The sequence below is a fragment of the Paraburkholderia bengalensis genome, assembly GCF_037126505.1.
GTDB classification, from domain to species: domain Bacteria; phylum Pseudomonadota; class Gammaproteobacteria; order Burkholderiales; family Burkholderiaceae; genus Paraburkholderia; species Paraburkholderia bengalensis.
Map to the genome: position 1 here is coordinate 1 of NZ_JACFYJ010000105.1, position 24,222 is coordinate 24,222.

21 protein-coding genes are annotated in these 24,222 nt (G+C 66.0%); 8 read left to right on the plus strand and 13 right to left on the minus strand.

Features of this window, described 5'->3' with window-relative positions:
- Nucleotides 1-235: 235 nt before the first annotated feature.
- Complete coding sequence (locus H3V53_RS36250) at nt 236-1,474, minus strand: MFS transporter (RefSeq protein ID WP_336601944.1); 1,239 nt, start codon at nt 1,472-1,474, stop codon at nt 236-238.
- Nucleotides 1,475-2,028: 554 nt separating this feature from the next.
- Here H3V53_RS36250 and H3V53_RS36255 point away from each other — a divergent pair.
- Nucleotides 2,029-3,696 (plus strand): methyl-accepting chemotaxis protein, encoded by a 1,668-nt coding sequence (locus H3V53_RS36255; protein ID WP_336601945.1) that lies wholly within the window; start codon nt 2,029-2,031, stop codon nt 3,694-3,696.
- Between the two features lie 87 nt (nt 3,697-3,783).
- Here H3V53_RS36255 and H3V53_RS36260 read toward each other — a convergent pair whose 3' ends face one another.
- The 4 genes from H3V53_RS36260 to H3V53_RS36275 are packed head-to-tail and all read right to left on the minus strand — an operon-like array spanning nt 3,784 to nt 8,713.
- Complete coding sequence (locus H3V53_RS36260) at nt 3,784-4,647, minus strand: HlyD family secretion protein (RefSeq protein WP_336601946.1); 864 nt, start codon at nt 4,645-4,647, stop codon at nt 3,784-3,786.
- A gap of 13 nt (nt 4,648-4,660) precedes the next feature.
- A complete protein-coding gene (locus H3V53_RS36265) occupies nt 4,661-4,861 on the minus strand; it encodes a DUF1656 domain-containing protein (protein WP_336601947.1) in 201 nt (66 codons plus the stop codon).
- The gene (locus H3V53_RS36270) at nt 4,851-7,118 is read right to left on the minus strand and encodes an FUSC family protein (protein ID WP_336601948.1); all 2,268 of its coding nucleotides are present in this window, start codon (nt 7,116-7,118) and stop codon (nt 4,851-4,853) included. The genes H3V53_RS36265 and H3V53_RS36270 overlap by 11 nt, the downstream gene beginning before the upstream one ends.
- A 14-nt stretch (nt 7,119-7,132) precedes the next feature.
- Nucleotides 7,133-8,713, minus strand: coding sequence for an efflux transporter outer membrane subunit (locus H3V53_RS36275; protein ID WP_336601949.1), 1,581 nt, complete (start codon nt 8,711-8,713; stop codon nt 7,133-7,135).
- 161 nt (nt 8,714-8,874) lie between these two features.
- Here H3V53_RS36275 and H3V53_RS36280 point away from each other — a divergent pair, with 161 nt between their 5' ends.
- On the plus strand, nt 8,875-9,813 hold the full coding sequence (locus H3V53_RS36280; RefSeq protein WP_336601950.1) for a LysR family transcriptional regulator: 939 nt from the start codon (nt 8,875-8,877) through the stop codon (nt 9,811-9,813).
- Between the two features lie 160 nt (nt 9,814-9,973).
- Nucleotides 9,974-10,135 carry a hypothetical protein gene (locus tag H3V53_RS36285; RefSeq protein WP_336601951.1) on the plus strand — a complete coding sequence of 54 codons (162 nt, stop codon included), beginning with the start codon at nt 9,974-9,976 and terminating at the stop codon, nt 10,133-10,135.
- A 78-nt stretch (nt 10,136-10,213) separates the two neighbouring features.
- Here the strand turns inward: H3V53_RS36285 and H3V53_RS36290 are convergent, their stop codons facing one another.
- The 4 genes from H3V53_RS36290 to wrbA form a co-directional block, all read right to left on the minus strand.
- Nucleotides 10,214-11,086 (minus strand): metallophosphoesterase, encoded by an 873-nt coding sequence (locus H3V53_RS36290; protein ID WP_336601952.1) that lies wholly within the window; start codon nt 11,084-11,086, stop codon nt 10,214-10,216.
- A gap of 27 nt (nt 11,087-11,113) precedes the next feature.
- On the minus strand, nt 11,114-12,541 hold the full coding sequence (locus H3V53_RS36295; RefSeq protein ID WP_336601953.1) for an FAD-binding oxidoreductase: 1,428 nt from the start codon (nt 12,539-12,541) through the stop codon (nt 11,114-11,116).
- 115 nt (nt 12,542-12,656) lie between these two features.
- On the minus strand, nt 12,657-13,124 hold the full coding sequence (locus H3V53_RS36300) for a DUF2069 domain-containing protein (protein ID WP_419539668.1): 468 nt from the start codon (nt 13,122-13,124) through the stop codon (nt 12,657-12,659).
- Entirely contained in the window at nt 13,121-13,723 is a 603-nt protein-coding gene (gene wrbA / locus H3V53_RS36305) for an NAD(P)H:quinone oxidoreductase (protein ID WP_054924901.1), read from the minus strand. The genes H3V53_RS36300 and wrbA overlap by 4 nt, the downstream gene beginning before the upstream one ends.
- 221 nt (nt 13,724-13,944) lie before the next feature.
- Between wrbA and H3V53_RS36310 the strand changes: the two genes are divergently transcribed.
- Nucleotides 13,945-15,258 carry a YihY family inner membrane protein gene (locus tag H3V53_RS36310; RefSeq protein WP_419539669.1) on the plus strand — a complete coding sequence of 438 codons (1,314 nt, stop codon included), beginning with the start codon at nt 13,945-13,947 and terminating at the stop codon, nt 15,256-15,258.
- 130 nt (nt 15,259-15,388) lie between these two features.
- Here H3V53_RS36310 and H3V53_RS36315 read toward each other — a convergent pair whose 3' ends face one another.
- The 3 genes from H3V53_RS36315 to H3V53_RS36325 all read right to left on the minus strand — a co-directional run bounded on the left by H3V53_RS36315 (nt 15,389) and on the right by H3V53_RS36325 (nt 18,011).
- Nucleotides 15,389-15,712 (minus strand): Mpo1-like protein, encoded by a 324-nt coding sequence (locus H3V53_RS36315; RefSeq protein ID WP_336601955.1) that lies wholly within the window; start codon nt 15,710-15,712, stop codon nt 15,389-15,391.
- 110 nt (nt 15,713-15,822) lie between these two features.
- The gene (locus H3V53_RS36320; protein ID WP_336601956.1) at nt 15,823-16,668 is read right to left on the minus strand and encodes an alpha/beta fold hydrolase; all 846 of its coding nucleotides are present in this window, start codon (nt 16,666-16,668) and stop codon (nt 15,823-15,825) included.
- Nucleotides 16,665-18,011 carry an O-acetylhomoserine aminocarboxypropyltransferase gene (locus H3V53_RS36325; RefSeq protein ID WP_336601957.1) on the minus strand — a complete coding sequence of 449 codons (1,347 nt, stop codon included), beginning with the start codon at nt 18,009-18,011 and terminating at the stop codon, nt 16,665-16,667. The genes H3V53_RS36320 and H3V53_RS36325 overlap by 4 nt, the downstream gene beginning before the upstream one ends.
- Nucleotides 18,012-18,397: 386 nt before the next feature.
- On the opposite strand from H3V53_RS36325, the gene H3V53_RS36330 reads away from it, so the two are divergent.
- The 4 genes from H3V53_RS36330 (at nt 18,398) to H3V53_RS36345 (ending at nt 23,714) form a co-directional block, all read left to right on the plus strand.
- Nucleotides 18,398-18,865 carry a CBS domain-containing protein gene (locus H3V53_RS36330; RefSeq protein WP_336601958.1) on the plus strand — a complete coding sequence of 156 codons (468 nt, stop codon included), beginning with the start codon at nt 18,398-18,400 and terminating at the stop codon, nt 18,863-18,865.
- A 155-nt stretch (nt 18,866-19,020) separates the two neighbouring features.
- Nucleotides 19,021-20,958, plus strand: a complete 1,938-nt coding sequence (locus H3V53_RS36335; RefSeq protein ID WP_336601959.1) for an MFS transporter — start codon at nt 19,021-19,023, stop codon at nt 20,956-20,958.
- Between the two features lie 128 nt (nt 20,959-21,086).
- The gene (aroC, locus tag H3V53_RS36340; protein WP_336601960.1) at nt 21,087-22,187 is read left to right on the plus strand and encodes a chorismate synthase; all 1,101 of its coding nucleotides are present in this window, start codon (nt 21,087-21,089) and stop codon (nt 22,185-22,187) included.
- Between the two features lie 63 nt (nt 22,188-22,250).
- Nucleotides 22,251-23,714, plus strand: a complete 1,464-nt coding sequence (locus H3V53_RS36345; protein ID WP_336601961.1) for a tetratricopeptide repeat protein — start codon at nt 22,251-22,253, stop codon at nt 23,712-23,714.
- Between the two features lie 93 nt (nt 23,715-23,807).
- Here H3V53_RS36345 and H3V53_RS36350 read toward each other — a convergent pair.
- Nucleotides 23,808-24,222, minus strand: a 415-nt coding sequence (locus H3V53_RS36350) for a 4Fe-4S dicluster domain-containing protein (protein ID WP_336601962.1), incomplete at its 5' end; no start/stop codon positions are given.

Sequence of the window (24,222 nt, forward strand, 5' to 3'; positions counted from 1 at the left end):
CGTTGGGGGCCCGTGGGTAGAAACAAGTACTGACGGTGTGAGCCCGCTTTCTTTTGCCTACTTTTCTTTGCGGCGGCAAAGAAAAGTAGGTGCCGCCCCGCACAGGGGCAACGCTTGCGCCGCGAGGCGCCATCGCGGATGCCCGCGCAAAGGGCAAACACACACCGGCAACGACCGCGCCGCGAAGGCGCAGCGCGGCTGCCCGCGCAAAGGGCAACACAAAACCAACCGTCTCTCACGCCGTGGCGTGCTTCTCCACATCCGGCAGGAACACGGTCAGGATGCCGAGCAGGGGCAGGAACGAGCACACCTTGTACACATACGCGATGCTGGTCGCGTCGGCGAGTTGCCCGAGCACGGCGGCACCAATGCCCCCCAGTCCGAACGCAAAGCCGAAGAACAACCCGGCCACCATGCCGACCTTGCCCGGAATCAGTTCCTGCGCATACACGAGAATCGCCGAGAACGCCGACGCCAGCACCACGCCAATGATCACCGTCAGCACGCCCGTCCAGAACAGGTTCGCGTACGGCAGCAGCAGCGTGAACGGCGCGACGCCGAGAATCGACACCCAGATCACGTACTTGCGGCCAATCCGGTCGCCCACCGGCCCGCCGATCAGCGTGCCCGCCGCGACGGCTGCAAGGAACACGAACAGATGCACCTGCGCGGCCTGCACGGGCAGATGGAACTTGTCGATCAGATAGAACGTGAAGTAGCTGTTGATGCTCGTCAAATAGAAGTACTTCGAGAACACCAGCAACACCAGAATGCCCATCGCGAACATCACCTTGCCGCGCGGCAGCGCCGCGTGCGGCTGGCCGGTGCGCACTTTCTTCGTCGCGGGATGCTGCTTGTACCAGCGGCTGATGTGCGTGAGCACGAGAATGCCGACTAGCGCTGCCACCGAAAACCACGCGATGCTGCGTTGCCCATGCGGAATGACGATGAGCGCCGCAAGCAGCGGCCCAAGCGACGAGCCCGCATTGCCGCCCACCTGGAACAGCGACTGCGCCAGCCCATGCTTGCCGCCCGACGCCATCCGCGCGACGCGCGACGACTCGGGGTGAAACACCGACGATCCGCAGCCGACCAGCGCGGCGGCGACCAGCAGCACGCCGAAGCTCGGCGCAACCGACATCAGCAGCAGTCCCGACAGCGTGAAACCCATGCCGACGGGCAGCGACCAGGGCTTCGGATGCTTGTCCGTATAGATGCCGACGAGCGGCTGCAACAGCGACGCCGTGATCTGGTAGGTGAGCGTGATCAGCCCGATCTGCGCGAACGACAGCGAAAAGTTCGCCTTCAACATCGGGTAAATCGCCAGGATCAGCGACTGGATCATGTCGTTCATCAGGTGCGAGAAGCTGATCGCGCCGAGAATCGAATAGACGGTCTTGGCTTGCGGCCGGGCCGCGGCCGCGGGAGAAGCGGCGGCGCCAGCCAGGGCGCCTTTGTCGAGGCTGGTTTCCATGTGGTCGGTCAGGAAAAGGTGACTCGGATGCCGGTGCTGGCGGCCGGGGAACGCCCACAGCGGCAGATGTTTTTAGCGTTTGTTGAAAGAGTGTAGTGTGTCTCGCGCCAATTGTCCGGCCAAGTTTTGTCGCGATCCGGACATGGCGTTTCAACGGAATTTACGCGACGTGCCCGTTATCTGTGCGCAAGGATTCGCTGCGGACATCGACGCGGCGCGCGTCGACCCGTCATCGGAGCGGCCAAGGCAGCGTGTTCGACTGGCCAAAATGTGGGAAATCGACGACACTGCGCACGGCAAAGCCCGCTTGGCGAATTTTGGCCATGTATAAATCCGACGCGGCGTGCCGCCCACGAGGTAGCGCGCGCGGGACGGGATGCTGTCGGACGGCGCCGGATGGACGGCCTCAAGAACGCCGCCGCCGATGCCGCTATCCCGAAGAGAAAAGCAGAATTGCCGGAACCGACCTTTCCGGCCAGATGCGCAATGACATCGCATGAAACGGGCGCAGGCGTCACCGCGCCATGCCCGTCGACAGAGTGGGGACAAGAAAGATGAAAGCAGCTTCGCTGGGCAGCCATACGGGCGCGGGGTTCGTACCGGATGGTGAATCGGCCGGGGGGCCGGCGCGTTCGGTCAGGCGGGCAGCAGCGGGCAAGCGCGCGTGGTCGGTGAAGACGACCCTGCGCTTCGCCTTTGCCGTGCTGCTCGCGGGCACGCTCGCGATCGGCGTTTTCTCGCTGGCGCAAATCAGCCGCCTGAACGGGCAGATGCGCTCGATCTACGAGCAGGGTCACATTGCAAGCCGTGCCGCCGAGGAAGCGCGCGGCTACCTGTTACGCGCGAGCCGCGCGCAGAAGATGCTGTTGACGGCGACGACCGCGAAGGAGCGCGACGAACTCGGCGCCGATATCGACAAGGGCCTGACGGGTCTGTCGACGGAACTCAACACGCTGCAGCAATATGCCGACTCCGCCGAGGCTGCCGCGCAGCAGAAGAAGTTCGCCGCCGCGATCGGTGTGTGGAGCGCGCATCTGCGCGATTTCGTGACGCTCGTGAAGGCGCAGCCGCTCGATCTGTCGCAGATGAACTGGCAGGTCGGCACGCAGGACGTGTCGCTGCTCGTCGAGACGGGCAAGCTCGAGAAGCTCGTCGACGAGCTCGTCGCGCAGCGCGGCACGGCCGCGAAGGCGACGATCGACGCGTCGTCGTTCATCTACCAGTCTTCGTTCGTGATGATGGCCGTGATGACGGTCGCACTGATCGTGCTGGCGTTCGCGATCAGCGAGTGGGTGGTGCGGCGCCTCGCCAAGCAGCTGGGCGGCGAGCCCGCGTACGCGAAGGAGATTGCGAGCCGCATCGCGGCGGGCGACCTGTCGAACGACATCGTGCTCGGCAAGCGCGACAACGCCAGCATGCTGTCGGCGCTGCGCGACATGCAGGACGGGCTGTCGTCGACGGTCGCGCATATCGCGTCGAGCGCGGAAGCGATCGCGGCCGCGTCCGGACAGATCTCGATGGGCAATCTCGACCTGTCGCAGCGCACGGAAGAGCAGGCAATGGCGCTCGAACGCACGGCGAGCAGCATGGAAGAGCTGACGTCGACGGTCCGTCAGAACGCCGACAACGCCAAGCAGGCGCGCACGCTTGCCGACAATGCGTCGTCGATTGCCGAGAAGGGCGGCGACGTGGTGGGCCGGGTCGTCGCGACGATGGGTGAGATCAACGACAGCGCGAAGAGCATTGGCGACATCATCGGCGTGATCGAGGGGATTGCGTTCCAGACGAACATTCTGGCGCTGAACGCGGCCGTCGAGGCGGCACGCGCCGGCGAAGAAGGGCGCGGGTTCTCGGTGGTGGCGGGCGAGGTGCGCAATCTCGCGCAGCGCAGCGCGGCCGCCGCGAAGGAAATCAAGGCGCTGATCAGCGCCTCCGTCGAGCGCGCGAGCAACGGCTCGCAGCTCGCGCAGGACGCCGGGCAGACGATGGACGAGGTCGTCAAGGCCGTCAAGCGCGTGACGGACATCATGGGGGAGATTTCCGCTGCATCGGCCGAACAGAGTTCGGGCATCGAAGAAATCAATCTCGCCGTGTCGCAGATGGACGCCGGGACGCAGCAGAATGCCGCCCTCGTCGAGCAGGCGACGGCGGCCGCGCGGGCGCTCGACGATCAGGCGCAGGCGCTGAAGACGGCGGTGGCGAAGTTTTCGCTGCGGGGTTGAGGCCGAGGTAGCGTTTTCGGTCCGCGACGCTGTGCAGCGGGTTCGCCGTCAAGGCGAACGGCCCGCAGCGTCGCAGACGGGCAGACATCACGACGCCGGCGTCACCACCACCGTACACGTCGTCCCCGCCGACAGCAGCACGCCGTCCGGCACGGAATCGATCTTCACCCGCACAGGCACGCGCTGCGCGAGCCGCACCCAGTTGAAGGTGGGATTCACGTCGGCCAGCAGCTCGCGGCTTTGCGGATTGTCGCGGTCGTAGATGCCGCGCGAAATGCTCTCGACGTGTCCCTTCAGCGTGCCGCCGCTCATCAGGCGGATATCGGCCTTGTCGCCGATCTTCACGTGCGGCAGCTTCGTTTCCTCGAAGTAGCCATAGACCCAGAACGAGTTGCTGTCGACGACCGCCAGCTTCGCCGAACCCGCAATCGCGTAGTCGCCGCGATACACGTTCAGGTTCGTCACGTAACCGTCGACGGGCGCCACCACGCGCGTGCGCTCCAGATTGAGCTTCGCGGCGTCGAGCGCGGCGAGCGCCTGCTGATACTGCGCCTCGGCGGCTGATGCCGCGTGCGTCGCGTTCTCGCGGTTTTCCTTCGACACGACGAGGCTGTCCATGTCGGCGCGGCGCTGCGCGTCGTCGCGGCGCATCTGCAGTTCGGCCTTGCGCGCGGCGACGGCGGCCTGCGCCTGCTCGACGGCGATCTGATAGTGCGACGGATCGATCTGCATCAGCAGGTCGCCCTTGTGCACCAGCTGGTTGTCGCGCACGGGCAGCTCGACCACGGCGCCCGACACGTCGGGCGCAATGTTCACGACTTCGGCGCGCACGCGGCCGTCGCGCGTCCACGGCTCGTCCATGTAGTGCACCCACAGCTTGTGCCCGATCAAGATCGCGATGACGAAGATGACGGCCGTCGCGACAAACCCAATGATGTTTCTGATAGTCATGGTTCGACTCTGATCAACGATAAACGGCGAGACCCAGCACGCCGCACACACACACGAGCAGGCTCGCGCGGAAGAGGGACGGGTGCCATACCGCGCGATACAGGCCCGTCCAGGCGATCACGCGGTCCAGCACCCAGGTGAGCGCGGCGCCCGCGAAAAACAGCAGCACGACGGCGGGCACATAAGCGTCGAGAACGGCAATCTCACGCGGCATGGCTAACTCCTTGCGAAACGTCGCGGCTCGCGTCGCCGTCGGCGCCGGGTTGCGCCAGCGGCGATTGCGGATCGAGCAGCGCGCTGCGGATGAAATGCAACTGACTCAGGATGCGTTGCAACTGACTGCGCTCCTCGCGCGGCGGCATGAATACGGAAAGCATCTGCTGGACGGCGGCGATGGAAGCGGCCGTCGCGGCGAGCGCTGCGTCGAGGCGTTCGGCGCGTGGGCGCGCGAACAGACGACTGACGGCATCGCCGGTCGCGCGCACGCTGACGCGCCACGGCATCGACGGCGCATAGCGCGCATCGCGCGGCAGCGCCGCCACTTCGCTGCGCAGGTCGATGACGGCATTGCCGATTTCCAGCACCGCGAACATCCAGCGGATCGTGTTGCGCTGCACGTCGGGCTCGGCGGGCGCGAGCGCGTTGATCTGGTACATCAGGTCGCGCGCGCCGCTCTCGAAGCGCGAACGCAGCTTCCGCAGGCGCCACAACCGCCCTAGGCGCCCGCGGCACGCAAGCACCACCTGCGCGCGCAGATCGGCGAGCAGGCGGTTGCGCAGCCACGGCGTGGACGGCGGCAGCAGCACCGCGAACGCGATCGACGCCACCAGCATCGACAGCACCAGCGCGAGCGCGTCGTTGATGAAGCTGCTCGGGTCGTAATGGATCACGTTGTCCGGGCCGGCCAGAAAGCAGAAGAAGATGCAATAGCCGACGCCGTAGCCCGCGAGCTTCGGGCGCGTCGTCATCCACACGCCGAGCGCGAGAAACGGCGTGAGCGCCGCGCACAAGAGTGCAAAGCCGTCGATATGCGGATAGATGCCGAACGTCAGCACCGTCGCGAGCGTCGACGACAGCAGCGTGCCCGCTGCCATCTGGAACGCGGTGCGCGTCGGATTCGGCGACGACGACGCGAGCGCGCAGACGGCGGCCGCAGTGAGCGTCAACGTCGAGCCGCTCGGCCAGGCCGTCGCGATCCAGAACGCGCCGAGAATCGACATCACGATCGCCGCGCGCAGGCCCGCGACGCCCGCCGCGATGCCGTTCGTTTTCGGCGCGTAGCGCGCGACCCAGCGCTCGCGCTCGTGCGTCGCGACGGCCAGCGACGCGTAGGTGGCCGCGTACGCGTGCAGATCGTCGACGAAGCGCACCAGCATTTCGGCACCCGTGTCGAAGTCGAGCAGCGGCACGCCCGCGTCCGTTTCGAGCGCGGCCCGGGTTGCGCGCATGCGTTTGGGCAGTTCGGACTTGAACGCTTCGAGTTGCGCGGCGGCGTGCGACGCATCGGCCGCCGTCAGCACGGGTTCGCCGGATTTGCTCAAAAGCGGCGCGATCTCGCGGAAATACGGCTCGAGCGCATCGACGGCGGCGGATGCGCCCGACGCACCCGACGCACCCGATCCACCGGACGCGGCGGCCGATGCGCGCAGACGGTTCATCAGCTGATGCAGCGCGTGAAAGCGCGTCGACGCCGTCATAAATTCGCTGTTCAGCCGCGACAGCCGGCCGTTGCGCATGCGCGAATCCGGGCTTTCGAACACGGCGACGCTGCGCACGGCCTCGAAGCCGACGATATCGGCGACGAACCTTGCATTGGTTGCCTCGATGTGCGCCCGGTCGACGTTGCCCGACAGCGCCGCGCCCAGGTAGTCGACGAACGACGAGAAGCGTGCGCGCACCGTGCTGCGCATCTGCTCGCCCGCGTGCTGCGGAAATACCAGCGCGCTGACGAAGCCCGCGCACAGAATGCCGACCACGACTTCCGCGACGCGCGTGAGCGCCGACATGAACGCGCCGTCGGGATGCTGCGAGGCGGGAATGCCGATCAGCGCCGCCGTGTAGCCCGCCAGCACAAAGCCGTACGAGCGGAAGTTGCGGTTGCGCGCGGCGCCCGCCGTGCAGATGCCGACCCAGATCGCCGTCGAAACGATGAACAGCTCCGGCTGCTGCGCAAACGCGCCGAGCAGCGCCAGCATCACGACGAGGCCGATTAGCGTGCCGCAGATCCGGTAGAAGCTCTTGGCGAACACCATCCCGCTTTGCGGCTGCATCACGATGAACACGGTGGTCATGGCGGTGCGCGGCTGCGGCAGATCGAGCTTCATCGCCAGGCCGAGTGCGAGAAAGCACGCGGCGAGCGCCTTGAACAGATAGATCCAGGTGCGGCCGTCGGTGCGTGCCCAGTCCGCGAACGCGGCATAGACCGCGCCGGGCGACGCGCGCGTGAGGGAAGGGGGCGTGGTCGAGGACATCGGCGGCTTCCTTGTCATGGCGCAGCGGTTGCGCCCGCCGCGCCGCTCATGGCAGCTTTCGCCGCCGCGGCCGGCTTGCCGCCGTCTTTGTCATTGCCCGCGCCCTTGCCCTTGCCGTGCGCGGGCAACTGTTCCTTCTGCGAAGGACCGTCGGCGGGATCGATGAGGCCGCCGCCCAGCGCCGTCACGAGCGTCGCGTGAGCCTGCAACTGCCCCGCCTGCACCTTCGCGACGCCTTCCTGCGCGCGCAGCAGCTGCGTCTGCGCGATCAGCACGTTGACGTAATCGGTGAGGCCGCGCCGGTAACCTTCGCGGGCAAGCTGATAGCTCTTGTTCGCCGTGGCGACGGAGCGCTGCGCGTCCTTCAGCTGCGTCTCGAGCGAGCGCATCCGCACGACCTGATCGGCGATCTCCTTCAGCGCGTTGACGATCGACTGGTTGTATTCGTCGACGGCCACGTCGTAGCCGGCCGACGCCGCGCCCAGCTGCGAGCGCAGCCGACCGCCCGTGAAGATGGGCAGCGACATCGCTGGGCCCGCCGTCCAGCCGCCCGCCTGCGACTTCAGGAAGCCGAACAGCGGCCCCATCGCCGCATAGCCGCCGACCGACGCGAGCAGATCGATGTTCGGGTAGAAGTCCGCCTTCGCGACGTCGATGCCGCGCGCCTGCGCGGCCACGGTCCAACGCGCCGCGACGATATCGGGACGATGGCCGATCAGCTCGGCAGGCATCGCCGTCGGCAGGCCGGCGAAGGCCGTCAGCGCCAGTTGCGGACGCGTGATCGCATCGCCTGCGCCTGGGCCTTTGCCCGCGAGCGCGGCCAGCTGGTTGCGGCCGAGCGCGATCTCTTCTTCGATCGCGTCGATCTGGCGTTCGTATTCGGGCAGCGGCGCTTCCGCCTGCGCGACTTCGAGCTGTGTGCCGATGCCGCCCTTCAGACGTCGGTTGGCGAGCGCCGCCACCTGCGCCTGCTGGTCGAGCGTCGATTTCGCAATGTCGAGCAGCGCATAGTTCAGCGACATTTCGATGTACGCGCGCACGATGTTCGATTCGAGTTCGAGTTGTGCGGCGCGGTAATCGGCGGCGCGCGCGTGCGCGAGGTCGAGGGCTTGCTCAGCGTTGTTCTTGTCCTTGCCCCACAGATCGAGGTGATACGACAGCCCGAGTTCGGCCGTGTTGTTCCACGACTGCTGGCCGGCGAGGGGACCGGGGCCGTAGAACACGTTGTCCGGCCACTGCTTGCGCTGGATCTGCATGTTGCCGTTCACCTGCGGCGCGAGCGCCGACTTCGCGACGCCTGCAATCGACTGCGCCTCGCGCACGCGCGCCTGCGCGGCCGCGAGCGACGGGCTGCCCGCCTGCGCCGCCTGGATCCACGCGTTCAACTGCGGATCGTTATAGGCGCGCCACCAGTCGGCGGCGGGCCATTGCGCGTCGGCATTGGCCGCGCGGATCGCGGCGCCGACGTCGAGCGTGGCGGCGTCCGTGCGGGTGGACTGGGGAGCAATGTGCCCCGTGCTTGCACAGCCGGCGATTATCAACGAGATCGTAAAAACCGACGCTGCGGCGATCCCTTTTTTTACCGGAAACTGCACGATTTGCTCCCTAAATGGCTACAGAACCTTGTGTGCCATTATATTTTTCGGTTATTCAGTGAATAACCCGTAAAGGCGTAACGGATACTTACGGAGACTGAGATAATCGTTTTTCCAAAACGTGCAACAATCCCTCCGGTGTCAGAGGATGGATGTCAAATATGGATACGCTTCAGAACATGCGCGTATTTGTCCGCGTCGTGGAAGCGGGCAGCTTCACGGGTGCCGCGCAGCACCTCAACACGACGACGGCCTACGCGTCGCGCGCCGTGTCCGATCTCGAAGCGCACCTGCGCACGCGTCTGCTCAACCGCACGACGCGCCGCATCGCGCTGACGGAAGCGGGCGAGCGCTATCTGCAGCGCTGCGAGCAGATTCTTGCGTACGTCGATCAGGCGGAGGCCGAGGCGAGCGACGCGCACGCCCGCCCGTCGGGCAAGCTGAAAGTGCACGGGATGACGAGCTTCGGCCAGCACTACGCGGTGCCCGCCGTGGGCCGCTATCAGCAGCGCTATCCCGACGTCCATGTCGAACTGACCCTCGCGCAGCGCATGCCCGACCTGCTCGACGAAGGCTACGACGTCGCGCTGGTGCTGGCCCAGAGCCTGCCCGATTCGGGGCTCGTGTCGCAGCGGCTTGGCAGCACATTCAGCATTTGCGTGGCGTCGCCCGAATATCTGGAGCGCAACGGCGTGCCGCAGACGCTCTCCGATCTGCGCGGTCACACCTGCTTGCAGATGGTCACCCCCATCATGCCCGCCGACGAATGGACCTTCGATGGCCCGAACGGCCAGGAAACGCTGCATCTGGGCGCGTCGACGTTCCAGGTCAACGTGGCCGAGGCGATGGCCGTGGCCGTGCGCGAAGGGATGGGCGTCGCCGTGATGCCCGTCTATTCGGCGATGGCGGGGCTGCGCAGCGGCGCGCTCGTGTGGATTCTGCCCGAGTACATCTCGCAGGAAATGAGCGTCTACGCGCTGTACCCGTCGCGGCAGTATCTCGACGCGAAGATCCGCACGTGGGTCGAGTTTCTGCGCGACGAACTGCCCGCCACGCTCGCCGCCGATACCGCCGACCTGCGCAAGTTCGCGCGCACCTGAAGTCGCCCGACGCGGCGCGATATCGACAGAACTGGCTTGAAGGACTGTTACATCCCGCTGCCGCACCGCAACACTTGCTTACTGACGGGCGGCATCGGGTTTGCTAACGTGTTGTCAAGGCCGGCGGTTTCGGCACGCACATCTCGAACAAGAGGACAACATGGATACGCATTTGTTGATGATCGGCGTCGCCGTCATGGTCGGACTGATTGGAATTGCCGCGTCGCGCGATCTGCTGCGACGCCTGCGGCCGCAGCCGCGTCTCGTGCCCGTGCGCGTCGAGCGGCCGGCGCGGCGATCGCGGGATATCAGCGGGATGTAAGCGGGATGTGAGCACGACGGCAGCCCGCATCTGCACCGCTAGCGATGTCGCCCGTGCCTGCGCGTGCCGTCTGCCGGGTCAGATTTCGACGATCTTGTCCCACGCAAACGCGGCGTTTTCGAGCGCGCGCGTACGCCGGTCGAGATAGCCGCGCGGATTGCAGACGACGCGCGTGCCATGCTCCACATAATCGAATGCCGTATGCGTATGGCCGTGCACCCATAGCGCGACGGGCGCGCGCACGAGCGACGGCAGGTGAGTAACGAACCCGGCTGACACCACATCGGCTGCGTAACGCTCGGCGAGACTGCGCCGGTGCGGCGCATGGTGAGTCACCACGATCGTCTTGCCCGCGAACGGTTTGTTCAGCTCCGCTTCGAGCCACGCGCGCGCGTGCCGGTGCAGCGCGATCGTGTCGGCGGGAGCGAGATTGCGCGGCGTGTTGTCGGGCAGGGCGGTTACCGGTGACGGCGCGCTGATTTCCGCGCCGGCGTTTGGGTCTGGCTCGGCGTCGTTCCGCGCCGTCCACGTGACCTGGATCAGCCCGCGAAAATCGAGCATCGCGCGTTCGGCCGCCGCGATGGAAACGGCGCGCGATGCGTCGTCGGCGCCGTAGAGTTCGAAGTCGGTCCACAGCGTCGTGCCCAGCACGCGCCACTGCCCGCGCGGATCGACGAGCACCGCGTTGTTCAGGAAGTACACGTTGTCGACGCTCGCCGCCGCGTCGCGCATCGCTGTTTCGAGCGCGCCGAACTCGCCGTCGTAATACTCGTGATTGCCCGGCACGTAGACGACGGGCACCTCGCCATCGAATGTTTCGGCTGCCCAGCGCAAGCCTTCGGCGTGGTTGTGAATGTCCCCCGCCAGCACGACGAGATCGGCGTCCGCATGCGGAATCAATTCGGGTTGGTCGCATTCGAGATGCAGATCGGACAACACGCGAATTTTCATGGACGCCTCTCGTCGATTCTGATCCTGCTAGCGTAGCACCTTGCCGGGATTCATCAGATTCAGCGGATCGAACGCGGTTTTCAAGGTTTTCATCAGACGCACTTCGACTTCCGACTTGTAGTGCTGGGCCTCGTCGATCTTCAACTGACCGATTCCGTGTTCCGCGCTGATGCTGCCGCAATGCCGATGCACGCTGTCGTAGACGATCTGATTCATCGCGCGCTCGTAATCGGCCAGAAACTGCTTCGCGTCGACGCCTTCCGGCGCCTGAACGTTGTAATGCAGATTGCCGTCGCCCAGATGACCGAACGTGACCATGCGCGCGCCGGGCACGGCGTTGGCGATGGCGGCATCCGTTTCTTCGATGAAGTGGCCGATGCGTGAAATCGGTACCGCGATATCGTGCTTGATGTTCAGCCCTTCTTCGGCTTGCGCGAGCGGAATGTGCTCGCGAAGATTCCAGAACGCCTTCGACTGCGCGAGATTTTCCGCGACCACGGCGTCTTCTACGAGACCCGTTTCGAGCGCGCTTTCCATCAGCTTCTCGAACAACGCGCGCGCGTGGGCTTCGCTCTCGCTATCGGATAGTTCGAGCAGCACGATCTGCGCATGCGGCTCGGCGAACGGGTAGCGCATCTGCGGGAAATGCCGGCCGACGAGCCGCAGGCAGAAATCCGACATCAGCTCGAAACCGGTCAAGAGCGGCCCGGCCTGGCGTTGCGCGTGCGACAGGAAATCGAGCGCCGCGTGCGCCGATGGCAGCGCAGCGAGTGCGGTGACGCGCGCGGCCGGCTGCGGGTGCAGCTTCATCACGGCAGCCGTGATGATGCCGAGCGTGCCTTCCGCGCCGATGAAAAGATCGCGCAGGTCGTAGCCCGTGTTGTCCTTGCGCAGCCCGCGCAGCCCGTCCCACAGTTCGCCTTGCGCCGTCACGACTTCGAGGCCGAGACACAGCTCGCGCGTGTTGCCGTAACGCAGCACGCCCGTGCCGCCCGCGTTCGTCGACAGATTACCGCCGATCGTGCAACTGCCTTCCGCCGCGAGACTCAGCGGGAACAGCCGGCCGGCCGCGTCGGCGCGTGCCTGCACGTCCGCGAGCACGACGCCCGCTTCGACCGTGATCGTGTTGTTGTGCGGATCGACGTCGCGCACGCGGTTCAGGCGCTTGAGGCTCAGCACGGCCTGCGCGCCGCTCGCATCCGGCGTCGCGCCGCCAACGAGCCCCGTGTTGCCGCCTTGCGGCACGATCGCGACACGATGTTGGTTCGCGAGCCGCACGACAGCGGCAACTTCTTCGGCCGTCGACGGCAACAGCACCGCGCACGCGCTACCGGTGTAGCGGCGGCGCCAGTCGGTCAGCCAGGGCGCGGTGTCGCGCGGGTCGATCAGGACGTGAGTAGCGCCGATGGCGTCGGAGCAGGCGGCAATGAAGGACGAAGTTGCAGCGGCGTTCATGGTGGTCGGTCAGGGCAATGAAGCGTGTTTGGCGTGGGCGCGGGTCGGCGCCGGGGCGATGCAGACGGGTTGCGATGCGCAGCGCGGCCGGGCTGTGATCGCGCTGCCGGGGTGTTCAGGCGGGGCCGCGATTCGGCTTGCTGCCCGCTTTGCTGTTCGATGCGCTATCGGACGGGGCTTCGTTGCGTGCGTGTCGCTTCGCCGCGCGCTTGAACGGCGCCACGTAGACGAGCGCGCAGACGAAAAATCCGCTGGCCAGCAGCGCTTCGCACCAGCCGAGCGGCGCGCCGAGGCCGCGATCCGACATGCCGCGCACGATGCCTTCCATCAGATACAGCAGGCTCAGCATCGACGCCCACTGCAACGTGTAGAGCTGCTTGCGCCACACGCCGGGCAGCGCGAGCAGCAGCGGCACGGCCTTCAGCACGAGCAGCGAGCCGCCCGCGCGCAGCGGCGCGAGCTGCCATTCCCACGCGATGCACAGCGCGATCAGCAACACGAGTGCAAGCCGCGCGCCCGCAGCGGCCGCGCGGTTGCCGCTCACGGCAGGCTGCGGGACGGCCGTCTCGCGCGCAACGGTCACGGCCGTTCGCTCATCGAAGCGGCCGTGCGCGCGATGCGTGCGCCGAGCGCGACGGCAAGCGTTTTCTCATCGGCGGAAATGCCGTGGCCCGCGGAGTCGGCGCGCGCAAAATGCGAAGCGCCGTAAGGCGTGCCGCCCGTCAGCGTGGTTGTGAGCGTGCTTTCTGTGTACGGAATGCCGAGAATCAGCATGCCGTGATGCAGGAGCGGCAGCATCATCGACAGCAAGGTGGTTTCCTGGCCGCCGTGCAGGCTGCCCGTCGACGTGAACACGCAGGCCGGCTTGCCCGCGAGCGCGCCCGACAGCCACTGCGGCGTGGTGCCGTCGAGAAAGTATTTGAGCGGCGCGGCCATGTTGCCGAAGCGGGTCGGCGAGCCGAGCGCGAGACCCGCGCATTCTTCGAGGTCGCGTAGTTCCGCGTAAGGCGGACCTTCTTGCGGGATGTCGGGCTGCGTGGCTTCGCAGACCGTGGAGACGGGCGGCACCGTGCGCACGCGCGCCTGCATGCCGGGAACGCTGTCGATGCCGTGCGCGATGGCCAGCGCGAGCTCACGCGTGGCGCCATGCCGGCTGTAGTAAAGCACGAGAATGTCTTTCATAGGCAGGAGCAGTGAACGGGTATTATAGGGGTGGGTTCGCCGCACGTGCCGCGAGTTGGTCCGCGACGTTTGTCTGCGCGCGGTTCCACACATGGGTTTGCGCGTTGTCTTGCGGTCCGCTTTCGCGACGGTTGCGCGCGAGTTCGCCGAACAGCCGGCGATGCGTGCGGATCGCGTGATGTCGATGCCGGCAAGCGCACTGAAGGGAGGAAGTCGGTTTGTTGTCCAGGTTGCGTCTCGATCTCGACGCGCTCAAGCGTCTCGCGCAGTTCGCCGCGAAGCGCAGCAGCGAGGATCGCATTCCGCAGGTGGCGGGCAGTCTCACGTTCACGACGATGCTGTCGCTGGTGCCGCTCGCGACGGTCGCGTTCGCGCTGTTCACTGCGTTTCCGATCTTCGCGCAATTCCAGGTTTCGCTGCAGCAGTTTCTCGCGGACCACCTGATGCCCGACCAGTTCAACAGCCAGATCTTCAAATATCTGAACCAGTTCGCGTCGAAGGCCAAAGGGCTGACCACCGTCGGGATGATCGTGCTGTTCGTCACGTCCGTGGCGACCATGATGACGGTCGAGTCGGCGTTCAACGTGATCTGGCGCGTGCGCAAGGCGCGGCCCATCGCGCAGCGCGTGCTGGCCTACTGGGCCATCCTGACGCTCGGTCCTATCCTGATCGGCGTGAGCCTGTCGATCTCGTCGTATCTGTTCACCCAATCGATGACGTACACAGCCGCGCAACGCATCACGCCGCTGATCGAATGGGCGCTGACGGGCGCGGCGCTCCCGTTGACGGTGCTGGCGTTCACGCTGCTGTACGTGTTCCTGCCCAACTGCAGGGTGGAGTGGCGCGACGCCATCGTCGGTGGCGTGGCGGCTGCGATCGCCTTCGAAATCGCCAAGCGCGGCTTCGGTTTTTACATCCGCCGCATTCCGACCTACACGGCCGTGTATGGCGCGTTCGCTGTCGTGCCGCTCTTCCTGCTGTGGATGTACCTGAGCTGGTTTATCACGCTCGCGGGCGCGATGATCGCGTCCGCGTTGCCCGCCATACGCGCCGGGCACTTTCACCGGCCGGACTTTCCCGGCAGCGATCTGCTCGATTCGCTCGAACTGCTCGCACGCCTTGTCGAAGCGCGCGACGCAGGCACGCACGGCTACACGGTGCCGGAACTCTCGCGCGCGCTGCGGCGCGACATGGACACGACCGTGCGTTTGCTGCAGCGGCTCGAGGCGATCGACTGGATCGTGCAACTCGACGAGAACGGCTTGCGCCCGCGTTTCCTGCTGGTCGCCAACCCGAACCAGATCACCGTGGAGCGGCTGTTCAACCTGTTCGTGATCGACCGCGACGAGTTGACGTATCAGCTGAACCTCGACTCGACGCACGTCGACAGCGCGATGCTGCTTGCCGCGCTCGACAGCACCGGACTCAACATCAGTCTCGCGACCTTGCTGGCGGCGCGGGCCGCCTCGCGCGACGCGGCGCAGCAGGATCAGGCGGGCGTGGGCGCCGCCGGGCTGCGCCAGCATACGGCCTAAACCGGCCTGAAACCACGGCCTGAACACCCGCGTAGCGAACGACGCTGGCGGCATGTCCTGCTTCGCAGGCAGCAGACGTTGATAGCAGACCGTGACGTCGCGCGGCCCGGCGCAGCCCGCAGCGACGATGCTAGAGCGAGATGCGCCCCGTGCAGATGTCCTTGAACATGACCCAGTCACCCATGAGGCTGTAGATGGGATGCCTGAAGGTGGCCGGCTTGTTCTTCTCAAAGAAGAAATGGCCGACCCACGCGAAACCGTATCCGCATATCACAGCTGCCGGCAGCCATAGCCAATCACCCGTCGCGAGCGCCATCGCGGCGCAGCCGATCACACCCAGCGATCCGACGAAATGCAGCCGCCGCGACACCGTATTGCGATGCTCGCTCAGGTAGTACGGATAGAACTGCGCGAAGCTCGCGAAGTGCTCGTCGTGCGTGGTTTGATGGCTCATGATCGGCTCCATTGCCTGCCTGCCAGCGCAGATATCGGATTCATTCTGCTGCGATAGGCAGGCGCACGCAACCTGGCCATTCGGCATATGGTGCGCGCTTGCCGGCTCGGTTAACGTGAGTCCTGTGGATGGGCGCGAGCGCGGCCCGCCGCGAATGCATACAGCGCGTCGAGCGTCGCATCGGGCTGCTCGGACATCAGCGCGTGGCCCGCGTCGAGCGTGATCGTGTCGACGGGCGCGTTCGCGTTGCGCAGCGCGTCGGCGAGCGCTCTGGTTGCGCGCGGCGGCGTCATCATGTCGCGCCTGCCGACTATCAGCCTCACGGGGCATGTCACTTGCGCCGCCCGCGCCAGACCGTCGGTGTAGCCGTTGCAGGCGCTGAAGTCCGTGTGGAAGAGCAGTGGCTCGCCCGTCGCCGACACGCGTTCCATCAGCCGCTGGTTCATGCCGTGCAGCCAGAACCCCGGCGCGGGGCAGGACGGCTTTGCGGCGATTGTCGAATGCGACCACTGGTTGACCATCGCGATCGCTTCGGGCTCGCGTTCGCGCGCAGCCTGGAGCAGCGCGTCGGAGACGGCCATTGGCACAGCCGTCGCGACGAGGGCGAGGTGCGTCGCGCGCGACGGGAAGCGGGCCGCGAAATCGAGCGCGACGAGCGAGCCCATGCTGTGGCCAGCGACGAACGCGCGCTGCGCACCCAGCGCGTCGAGCAGTGCCGCGAGCCAGTCGGCCATCGCGCCGATGCTGGTCAGCGCGGGGCCGTCGCTGCGGTGGTGGCCGGGCAGATCGACGGCCAGCACGCCGAAGCCGTGGTGCGCGAAGTAGCGCGTCTGCAGCGCCCAAACGCTGTGATCGTGCTCGGCGCCGTGCACGAAAACAGCGGTGGGCAAGGCGGCGTCGAATGCCTTGCCGCCCGTGTAGACGTAGGCCCGTTTGCCGTTGACGTCGACGATCATGCGGACTCCTTGCGCGCGCTGTCGGTGGGCGTCGCGGGTTGTTTGGCGCCGCCGCCCGCCGGCTTTTGCGCGGCCTTCAACGCGCGCTTGAGGTCGTCGATCAGGTCGTCGGGATCTTCGAGGCCGATCGAAAGACGTATCGTGCCTTCAGCGATGCCCGCCGCGGCGAGCGCGGCGGCCTCCATGCGGAAATGCGTCGTCGATGCGGGATGGATCACGAGCGAGCGGGCGTCGCCGACGTTTGCGAGGTGCGAGAAGAGCGCGAGCGCCTCGATGAACGCGCGGCCCGCCGCGCGGTCGCCACGCAGGTTGAAGCTGAACACGGCGCCCGCGCCGCGCGGCAGCAGGCGCTGGGCGAGCGCGTGGTCGGGGTGGGTCGGCAGTTCGGGATACGCAACTGATTCGACACCGGGGTGCGCGGCGAGAAACTCGACTACCTTGCGCGTGTTCGCGACGTGCCGCTCCATGCGCAGCGGCAGCGTTTCGATGCCCTGCAGCAGCTGCCACGCGGCCTGCGGATGCAGACATGCGCCGAAGTCGCGCAGACCTTCGCGCCGGGCGCGCAGCAGGAACGGCGCGACGGTGCTTTCCTCGGCGAACACCATGCCGTGAAAGCCTTCGTACGGCTCGGTGAATTCGGGAAAACGGCCCGACGCCTCGAAGTCGAAGGTGCCGCCGTCCACCAGCACGCCTCCTATCGTCGTGCCGTGGCCGCCCAGAAACTTGGTCGCGGAGTGATAGACGAAGTCGGCCCCGTGGTCGAAAGGCTTGAGCAGATATGGCGTCGTGAAGGTCGAGTCGACGAGCAGCGGCACACGGTGTTCGTGCGCGATCTGCGCGAGCGTGGCGATATCGAGCACGTCGAGGCCCGGGTTGCCGAGCGTCTCGCCGAACAGCAGCTTCGTGTTCGGGCGCAACGCCGCGCGCCACGCGTCGATGTCGCCGGGCTTCACGAAAGTCGTTTCGATGCCGAAGCGGCGCAGCGTGTAGTTCAGCAGGTTGTGCGAGCCGCCGTACAGCGCGCCCGACGCGACGATATGCGAGCCCGCGCCCATCAGCGTGGCGATCGCGAGGTGCAGCGCGGCCTGGCCGCTCGCCGTGCCGATCGCCCCCGCGCCGTTTTCGAGCGCGGCGACGCGCTCTTCGAACACGGCGACCGTCGGGTTCGAGATGCGCGAATAGACGTGACCTGCGCGCTCCATGTTAAAGAGCGCGGCGGCGTGGTCCGAGTCGCGGAACGTGAACGACGTGGTCTGATAGATGGGCGTGGCGCGCGCGCCCGTAGCGGGGTCGGGGGCGGCGCCCGCATGCAGCGCAAGCGTGTCGAAACGGTTGGCGGACATCGTGGACGGCCGGGCGTCGGTAGCCCGGCGAAGGTGAGGGTGGGGGCATCGTATCATCGCGCCGCGCGCGATCCACTCCGTTGTCGCCCGGAGTCTGCGCTTCGCCGCGATGCGCCGCGCGCGGGGCCGCACGGCCGCGCAGCGCCCGTCGGAAACGTCCGGCAGGCCCGTGGGTGCTTTCTGCCGCACTTTTTCTGGCCGACGTCGGCGGCGCAAGCCCGGTGGCGGGCGCGTGCTTCCTTTTTGGGGGCCTTTCCGCTAGGATCGAAAGTCAGTCATACCTTTTTGTGCGTCTTTTTGTGCTCTAAAGGGCTTCATTCTTCACCATGGTGCATGGGACGGAAGCGCGGCGCAGGAGCGCCAGTTCCGTCGACAGGAGACAAATCATGCGAGTCAGCGACATCCTCAAGGTCAAGGGCAATACCCTATTCACGGTCACGCCCGACACGCCGCTCAACGAAGCCGTCACCACCATGGCGGAGCACGATATCGGTTCGCTCGTCGTGATGGAGTATGGCGATCTCGTCGGCATGCTGACGTTCCGCGAAATCATCATGGTGCTGAGCCGCAATGGCGGCAGCGTCGGCGGAAGCACGATCCGCAAGGTCATGGACGACCATCCGCTCACCTGCACGCCCGAGACGGATGTCAACGAAGTGCGCCGCATGATGCTCGAGCATCACGTGCGCTATCTGCCCGTCATGGAAAGCCGCAAGCTGATGGGCGTGATCTCGTTCTACGACGTCGCGAAGGCGGTGGTCGAAGAGCAAGGCTTCGAGAACCGGATGCTGAAGGCCTATATCCGCGACTGGCCCGCCGAAGACGAGCCGCAGCAGGAGCAGCCTGCGCGCTGAGCAGGGCCGGCGTCGGCGTGGAGCCCGCCGGCATGCCGCTGTCGCATGAGTGAATCGTCTTGAAGCGCGCGCGACCAGCGCGCTTTTTTTTGTGCCTGTCGTTTTCATCACGTGTCCGCGAACGCGGACGACATCTGCCCGTTGCTGAACATTCCATGAGCGATCGTCCGTTGCCCACCGCCAAGCGCGCCACACGCACCGCGCGCGAACACGGCTCGCAGTTCCGGCTGTTGCGCGAGCGCCGTTTCGCGCCGTTTTTCTGGACGCAGTTTCTCGGCGCGATGAACGACAACGTGTTCAAGATCGGCTTCACGTCGCTCGTCACGTATCAGGCCGCCCGCTTCTCGGGCGTCAACGCCGACACGGCCGCCTTTCTGATTTCCGCGATCTTCATTCTGCCGTTCGTGCTGTTTTCGGCCACTTCGGGCCAGGTCGCCGACAAGTACGACAAGGCGATGCTGACGCGCTTCGTGAAAACGCTCGAGATCGGCGTCATGCTGGTGGGCGGCGCGGGTTTCTGGCTGCACAACGCTGCGCTGCTGTATCTGTGCACATTCCTGATGGGCGTCCATTCGACGGTGTTTGGCCCCGTCAAGTATGCGTATCTGCCACAGCATCTGGACAAGACGGAACTGGTCGGCGGCAACGGCATGGTCGAGATGGGGACGTTCGTCGCGATTCTGCTCGGCACGATAGCGGGCGGCGCGGCGGCGGGCTCGGAAGCGCACGGTGCGGCGCTCCTCGCGTTTGGCTGTGTGGCCATCGCGCTGATCGGGCGCGCGGCGTCCGGCTTCGTGCCGCCGTCGACGCCTTCTCAACCCGACCTGCGCATCAACTGGAATCCAATCAGTGAAACCTGGCGCAATCTGAAACTCGCCCGAGAAAACCGGACGGTCTTTTTAAGTTTGCTCGGTATTTCCTGGTTGTGGTTTGTGGGCGCGACGTTTTTGTCGTCGTTTTTCCGGTTTGCGAAAGAGGTGCTGTCCGCGAACCCGGACGTCGTGACAGTGCTGCTCGCCACATTTTCGATCGGCATCGGCACGGGCTCGCTACTGTGCGAGCGGCTGTCGAAAAAACGCATCGAGATCGGCCTCGTGCCGCTCGGCTCGATCGGCATCAGCGTGTTCGCGATCGACCTGTTCTTTGCGAGCCACGCCTTGCCGGCCGTTTCACATCTGCTGACAGTAGCGGAGTTCATGGCCGAGCCCGCGCATTGGCGCGTGCTCGCCGACCTGTTCCTGCTCGCGATGTTCGGCGGCTTCTACAGCGTGCCGCTCTACGCGCTGATCCAGAGCCGCAGCCAGCCGAGCCACCGCGCTCGGATCATCGCGGCGAACAATATCCTGAATTCGCTGTTCATGATCGTGTCGGCGCTCATGGCGGTCGCGCTGACGTCGGCGGGCGTGGGCATTCCGGGGCTGTTCCTCGTGACGGCGCTGCTCAATGTGGTCGTCGCGATCTACATTTATTCGCTCGTGCCGGAGTTCTTGCTGCGTTTCATCGCATGGTTGCTCGTGCACACGTTCTACCGGATGCGCCTCGTGCACGCCGAGCGCATTCCCGAGGAGGGCGCGGCCGTGCTGGTGTGCAACCACGTCAGCTATGTCGATGCCATCGTCATCATGGCCGAAAGCCCGCGGCCGATCCGCTTCGTGATGGATCACCGGATTTTCCGCACGCCGTTGATGGGCTGGCTTTTCAGACACGCCAAGACAATTCCAATTGCGCCCGCTCACGAAGACGCCGACATGTTGGAGCGCGCCTATGCCGCTTGCGCACAGGCGCTCGACGATGGCGATCTCGTCTGCATTTTTCCCGAAGGCAAGCTGACCAAGACAGGCGACATGAATCCGTTCCGCCACGGCGTCACGGAAATTCTGCGGCGCAAGCCGGTGCCCGTCTTGCCGATGGCGCTGCGCGGGCTGTGGGGCAGTTTCTGGTCGCGCAATATGGACGCGCGCTTTCCCCGGCCGCTCCAGAAGGGCGTGATGAGCCGGTTGACGCTGGCGGTCGGTGAGCCGGTCGCCGCGGCGGATGCGTCGGCAGAACGCCTGCAGCAGCTCGTGACGGAGTTGCGCGGCGCGCGCAAGTAACGTCGCGCGGCGCGCGCCGAGCCGTTGCGTGCTTTCGTCCTATGACTTCTGCCGCCGCCGCGCCCGTCACGGCGGCCCGGCCGGACTGGCATAATAACGGTCTCCCCGCATCTCTTTGGACGACGCTCATGTCCGGCAATACCCTCGGTACGCTCTTTACCGTCACGACTTTCGGCGAATCGCATGGCCCCGCCATCGGCTGTGTGATCGACGGCTGCCCGCCGGGCATGTCGCTCTCGGAAGCTGACATCCAGTTCGAACTCGACCGCCGCAAGCCTGGCACGTCGCGCCACGTGACGCAGCGTCAGGAAGAAGACAAGGTCGAAATCCTGTCGGGCGTGTTCGAGGGCAAGACCACGGGTGCGCCCATTGCACTTCTGATCCGCAACACGGACCAGCGCAGCAAGGACTACGGCAATATCGCCGAAACCTTCCGCCCCGGTCACGCCGACTACACGTACTGGCAGAAATATGGCATTCGCGACTATCGCGGCGGTGGCCGTTCGTCAGCGCGCCTGACGGCACCCACGGTAGCGGCGGGCGCTGTCGCGAAGAAATGGCTGCGCGAAAAGTTCGGCACGGAGATTCGCGGCTACATGGCGGCACTCGGTGAGATCGACGTGCCGTTCATCGACTGGCAGCATGTGCGCGAAAACCCGTTTTTCGTCCCGAATGCGGACATCGTGCCGCAGCTCGAAGCATATATGGACGCGCTGCGCAAGGACGGCGATTCGATCGGCGCGCGCATCAACGTGGTGGCGTCGGGCGTGCCCGTCGGCCTTGGCGAGCCGCTGTTCGACCGGCTCGACGCCGACATCGCGCACGCGATGATGGGCATCAATGCCGTGAAGGGCGTCGAGATCGGCGCGGGCTTCGAGAGCGTGCGGCAGCGCGGTTCCGTGCACGGTGACGAACTCACGCCGGAAGGCTTTGTCGGCAATCATGCGGGCGGCGTGCTCGGCGGCATTTCGACGGGACAGGACATCACGGTGTCCATCGCGATCAAGCCGACGTCGAGCATCCGCACGCCGCGCCGCTCGATCGACAAGAACGGGCAGCCTGCCGTCGTCGAGACGTTCGGTCGCCATGATCCGTGTGTCGGGATTCGCGCGACGCCGATTGCCGAGTCGATGCTCGCACTGGTGCTGATCGACCATGCGCTGCGGCATCGGGCACAGTGCGGCGACGTCGCCGTCGCGACGCCGAAGATTGCGGCCAGCGCGCCGTAACGCCGACTGCGATTGCGGCGCGCTTGCCGGTGCCGCGCGCCGGTGCCAGACAGGGCGGTCAACATGAACACCACAGATTCCACAGCCGCCCATCCGCTTGCGCAGCTTCGCGCGCGCACGGCGTCACCCGACGCCGTCGCGGCCGATTGGCTCGCGCTCGGCCGCGCGCTGATCGAGTGCGCAAACGGCGACAAGGCGCAATTGCGCGAAGCCATCGAAGCGCTGGTGCGCGCGTGCCGGCTGGACGCAAACTGCGATGCAAACCTCCTGCATGACATCGCCCAGACCGCCTTCATCGTGCGCGACTGGGCGCTTGTCGATTCCTCCACGGCGCTTCTGCTCGCGCGCGACGCCGATGACGCGAACGCGCTGGTCTGGCGCGCCGCCGCCGTACAGGAGCGCAACGATTTCGACCAAGCGCAGCGTCTGCTGCACGAAGCCGCGCGCGCGGCGCCCGGCAATCACATCGTGTTGCACAAGCTCGCCCTGTCGCTCAAGGAGCAAGGCCGGTTCGGTGAAGCGGAAGCGCTATTGCGTCGCGTGCTGGAGATGACGCCGAACAATGCGCATGCGCTGTTCGACCTGTCGGAGCTGGAAGTGCGCTCGGGGCGCTACGCGCAGGGCTGGCTCGACTACGAGGCGCGCGTTGCCTTTGCGCACGATTCGAATGCGGCGCGCGCGGCGCTGGCCGCCATCAGTCCGGACTGGCGCGGCGAGCCGCTGTCCGGCAAGACGCTGATCGTGTATGGCGAGCAGGGTAACGGCGATTGCCTGTGGTCCGTGCGCTTTCTGCCGCTGCTCGCCGAACGCGCGAGCGGCGAAGGCGGCCGTGTGATCTTCGGCTACACCGGGCCGATGCAGCATCTGTTCGAACGGATGTTGCCTCCGGGTATCACGATCGAGACCCGTCTCGACACGAAGCCCGACTACCACTGCGGCCTGATGAGCCTGCCGCTGCGTCTGGGCGTCAACGATGCTTCCGGATGGGGGCGTCCGTATCTGAGTGCCGATCCAATGCGCGTGGGCGCCTGGCATGATCGCGTTGAGGCGGCCACGGCCGAGGGGAGCAAGAAGATTGGACTCGTGTGGAACGGCAATCCGGAGCACATCCGCGACGCGCGGCGCTCGGTGCCCGCAGACCAGTTCGCCGCGCTGCTGGACGTGCCGGGCCTGACGTTCTTCGCCATTTCACCGGGGCGCGAGCAGACTGTCGCGCAGTGGCGCGCGCAAGGCGCCAATGTCGCCGATCTGACGATGCACTTCGAAGCGGGCTTCGACGATGTCGCCGCGCTGCTGGTGAATCTCGATGTGCTTGTGACGATCGATAGCGGTCCCGCGCATCTGGCAGGCGCGCTCGGCGTGCCGACCTGGCTGATGCTCGATCACGTGTCCGCATGGTTCTGGGGCGAGGAGACGCAGCGCACGCCATGGTATCAGACTGTCGAACTGTTCCGTCAGCCGTCGGTTGGCGCATGGGCGCCTGTGCTGGAACAGGTGCGTACGCGGCTCGAGTCGTTGGCGGCTTGAACCTCGCGAGCGCGGCTCTGATGTCGTCGTGTCTCGATACGACAGCGCCGCTCATCGAGCGGCGCTTTCCGTTTGCCAGTGAAGCGGCGTGCGTCACATGTTCGGATAGTTCGGACCGCCGCCACCTTCCGGCGTCACCCAGACAATGTTCTGCGTCGGGTCTTTAATGTCGCAGGTTTTGCAGTGCACGCAGTTTTGCGCGTTGATGACAAGGCGTTCGCTGCCGTCGTCATTCTTCACGAACTCATAGACAGCTGCGGGGCAGTAGCGGCCCTCCGGCCCTGCATAGGTTTGCCAGTTCACCTTCACGGGCACCGACGGATCTTTCAGCGTCAGGTGCGCGGGCTGATTCTCCTCGTGATTCGTGTTCGAGATGAACACCGAAGAAAGCCGGTCGAACGTCAGCTTGCCGTCCGGCTTCGGATACTCGATCGGCTTGCATTGCGACGCCGGCTTCAGCATCTCGTGATCCCAATGCTGATGATGCAGCGTCCACGGCACGTTGCCG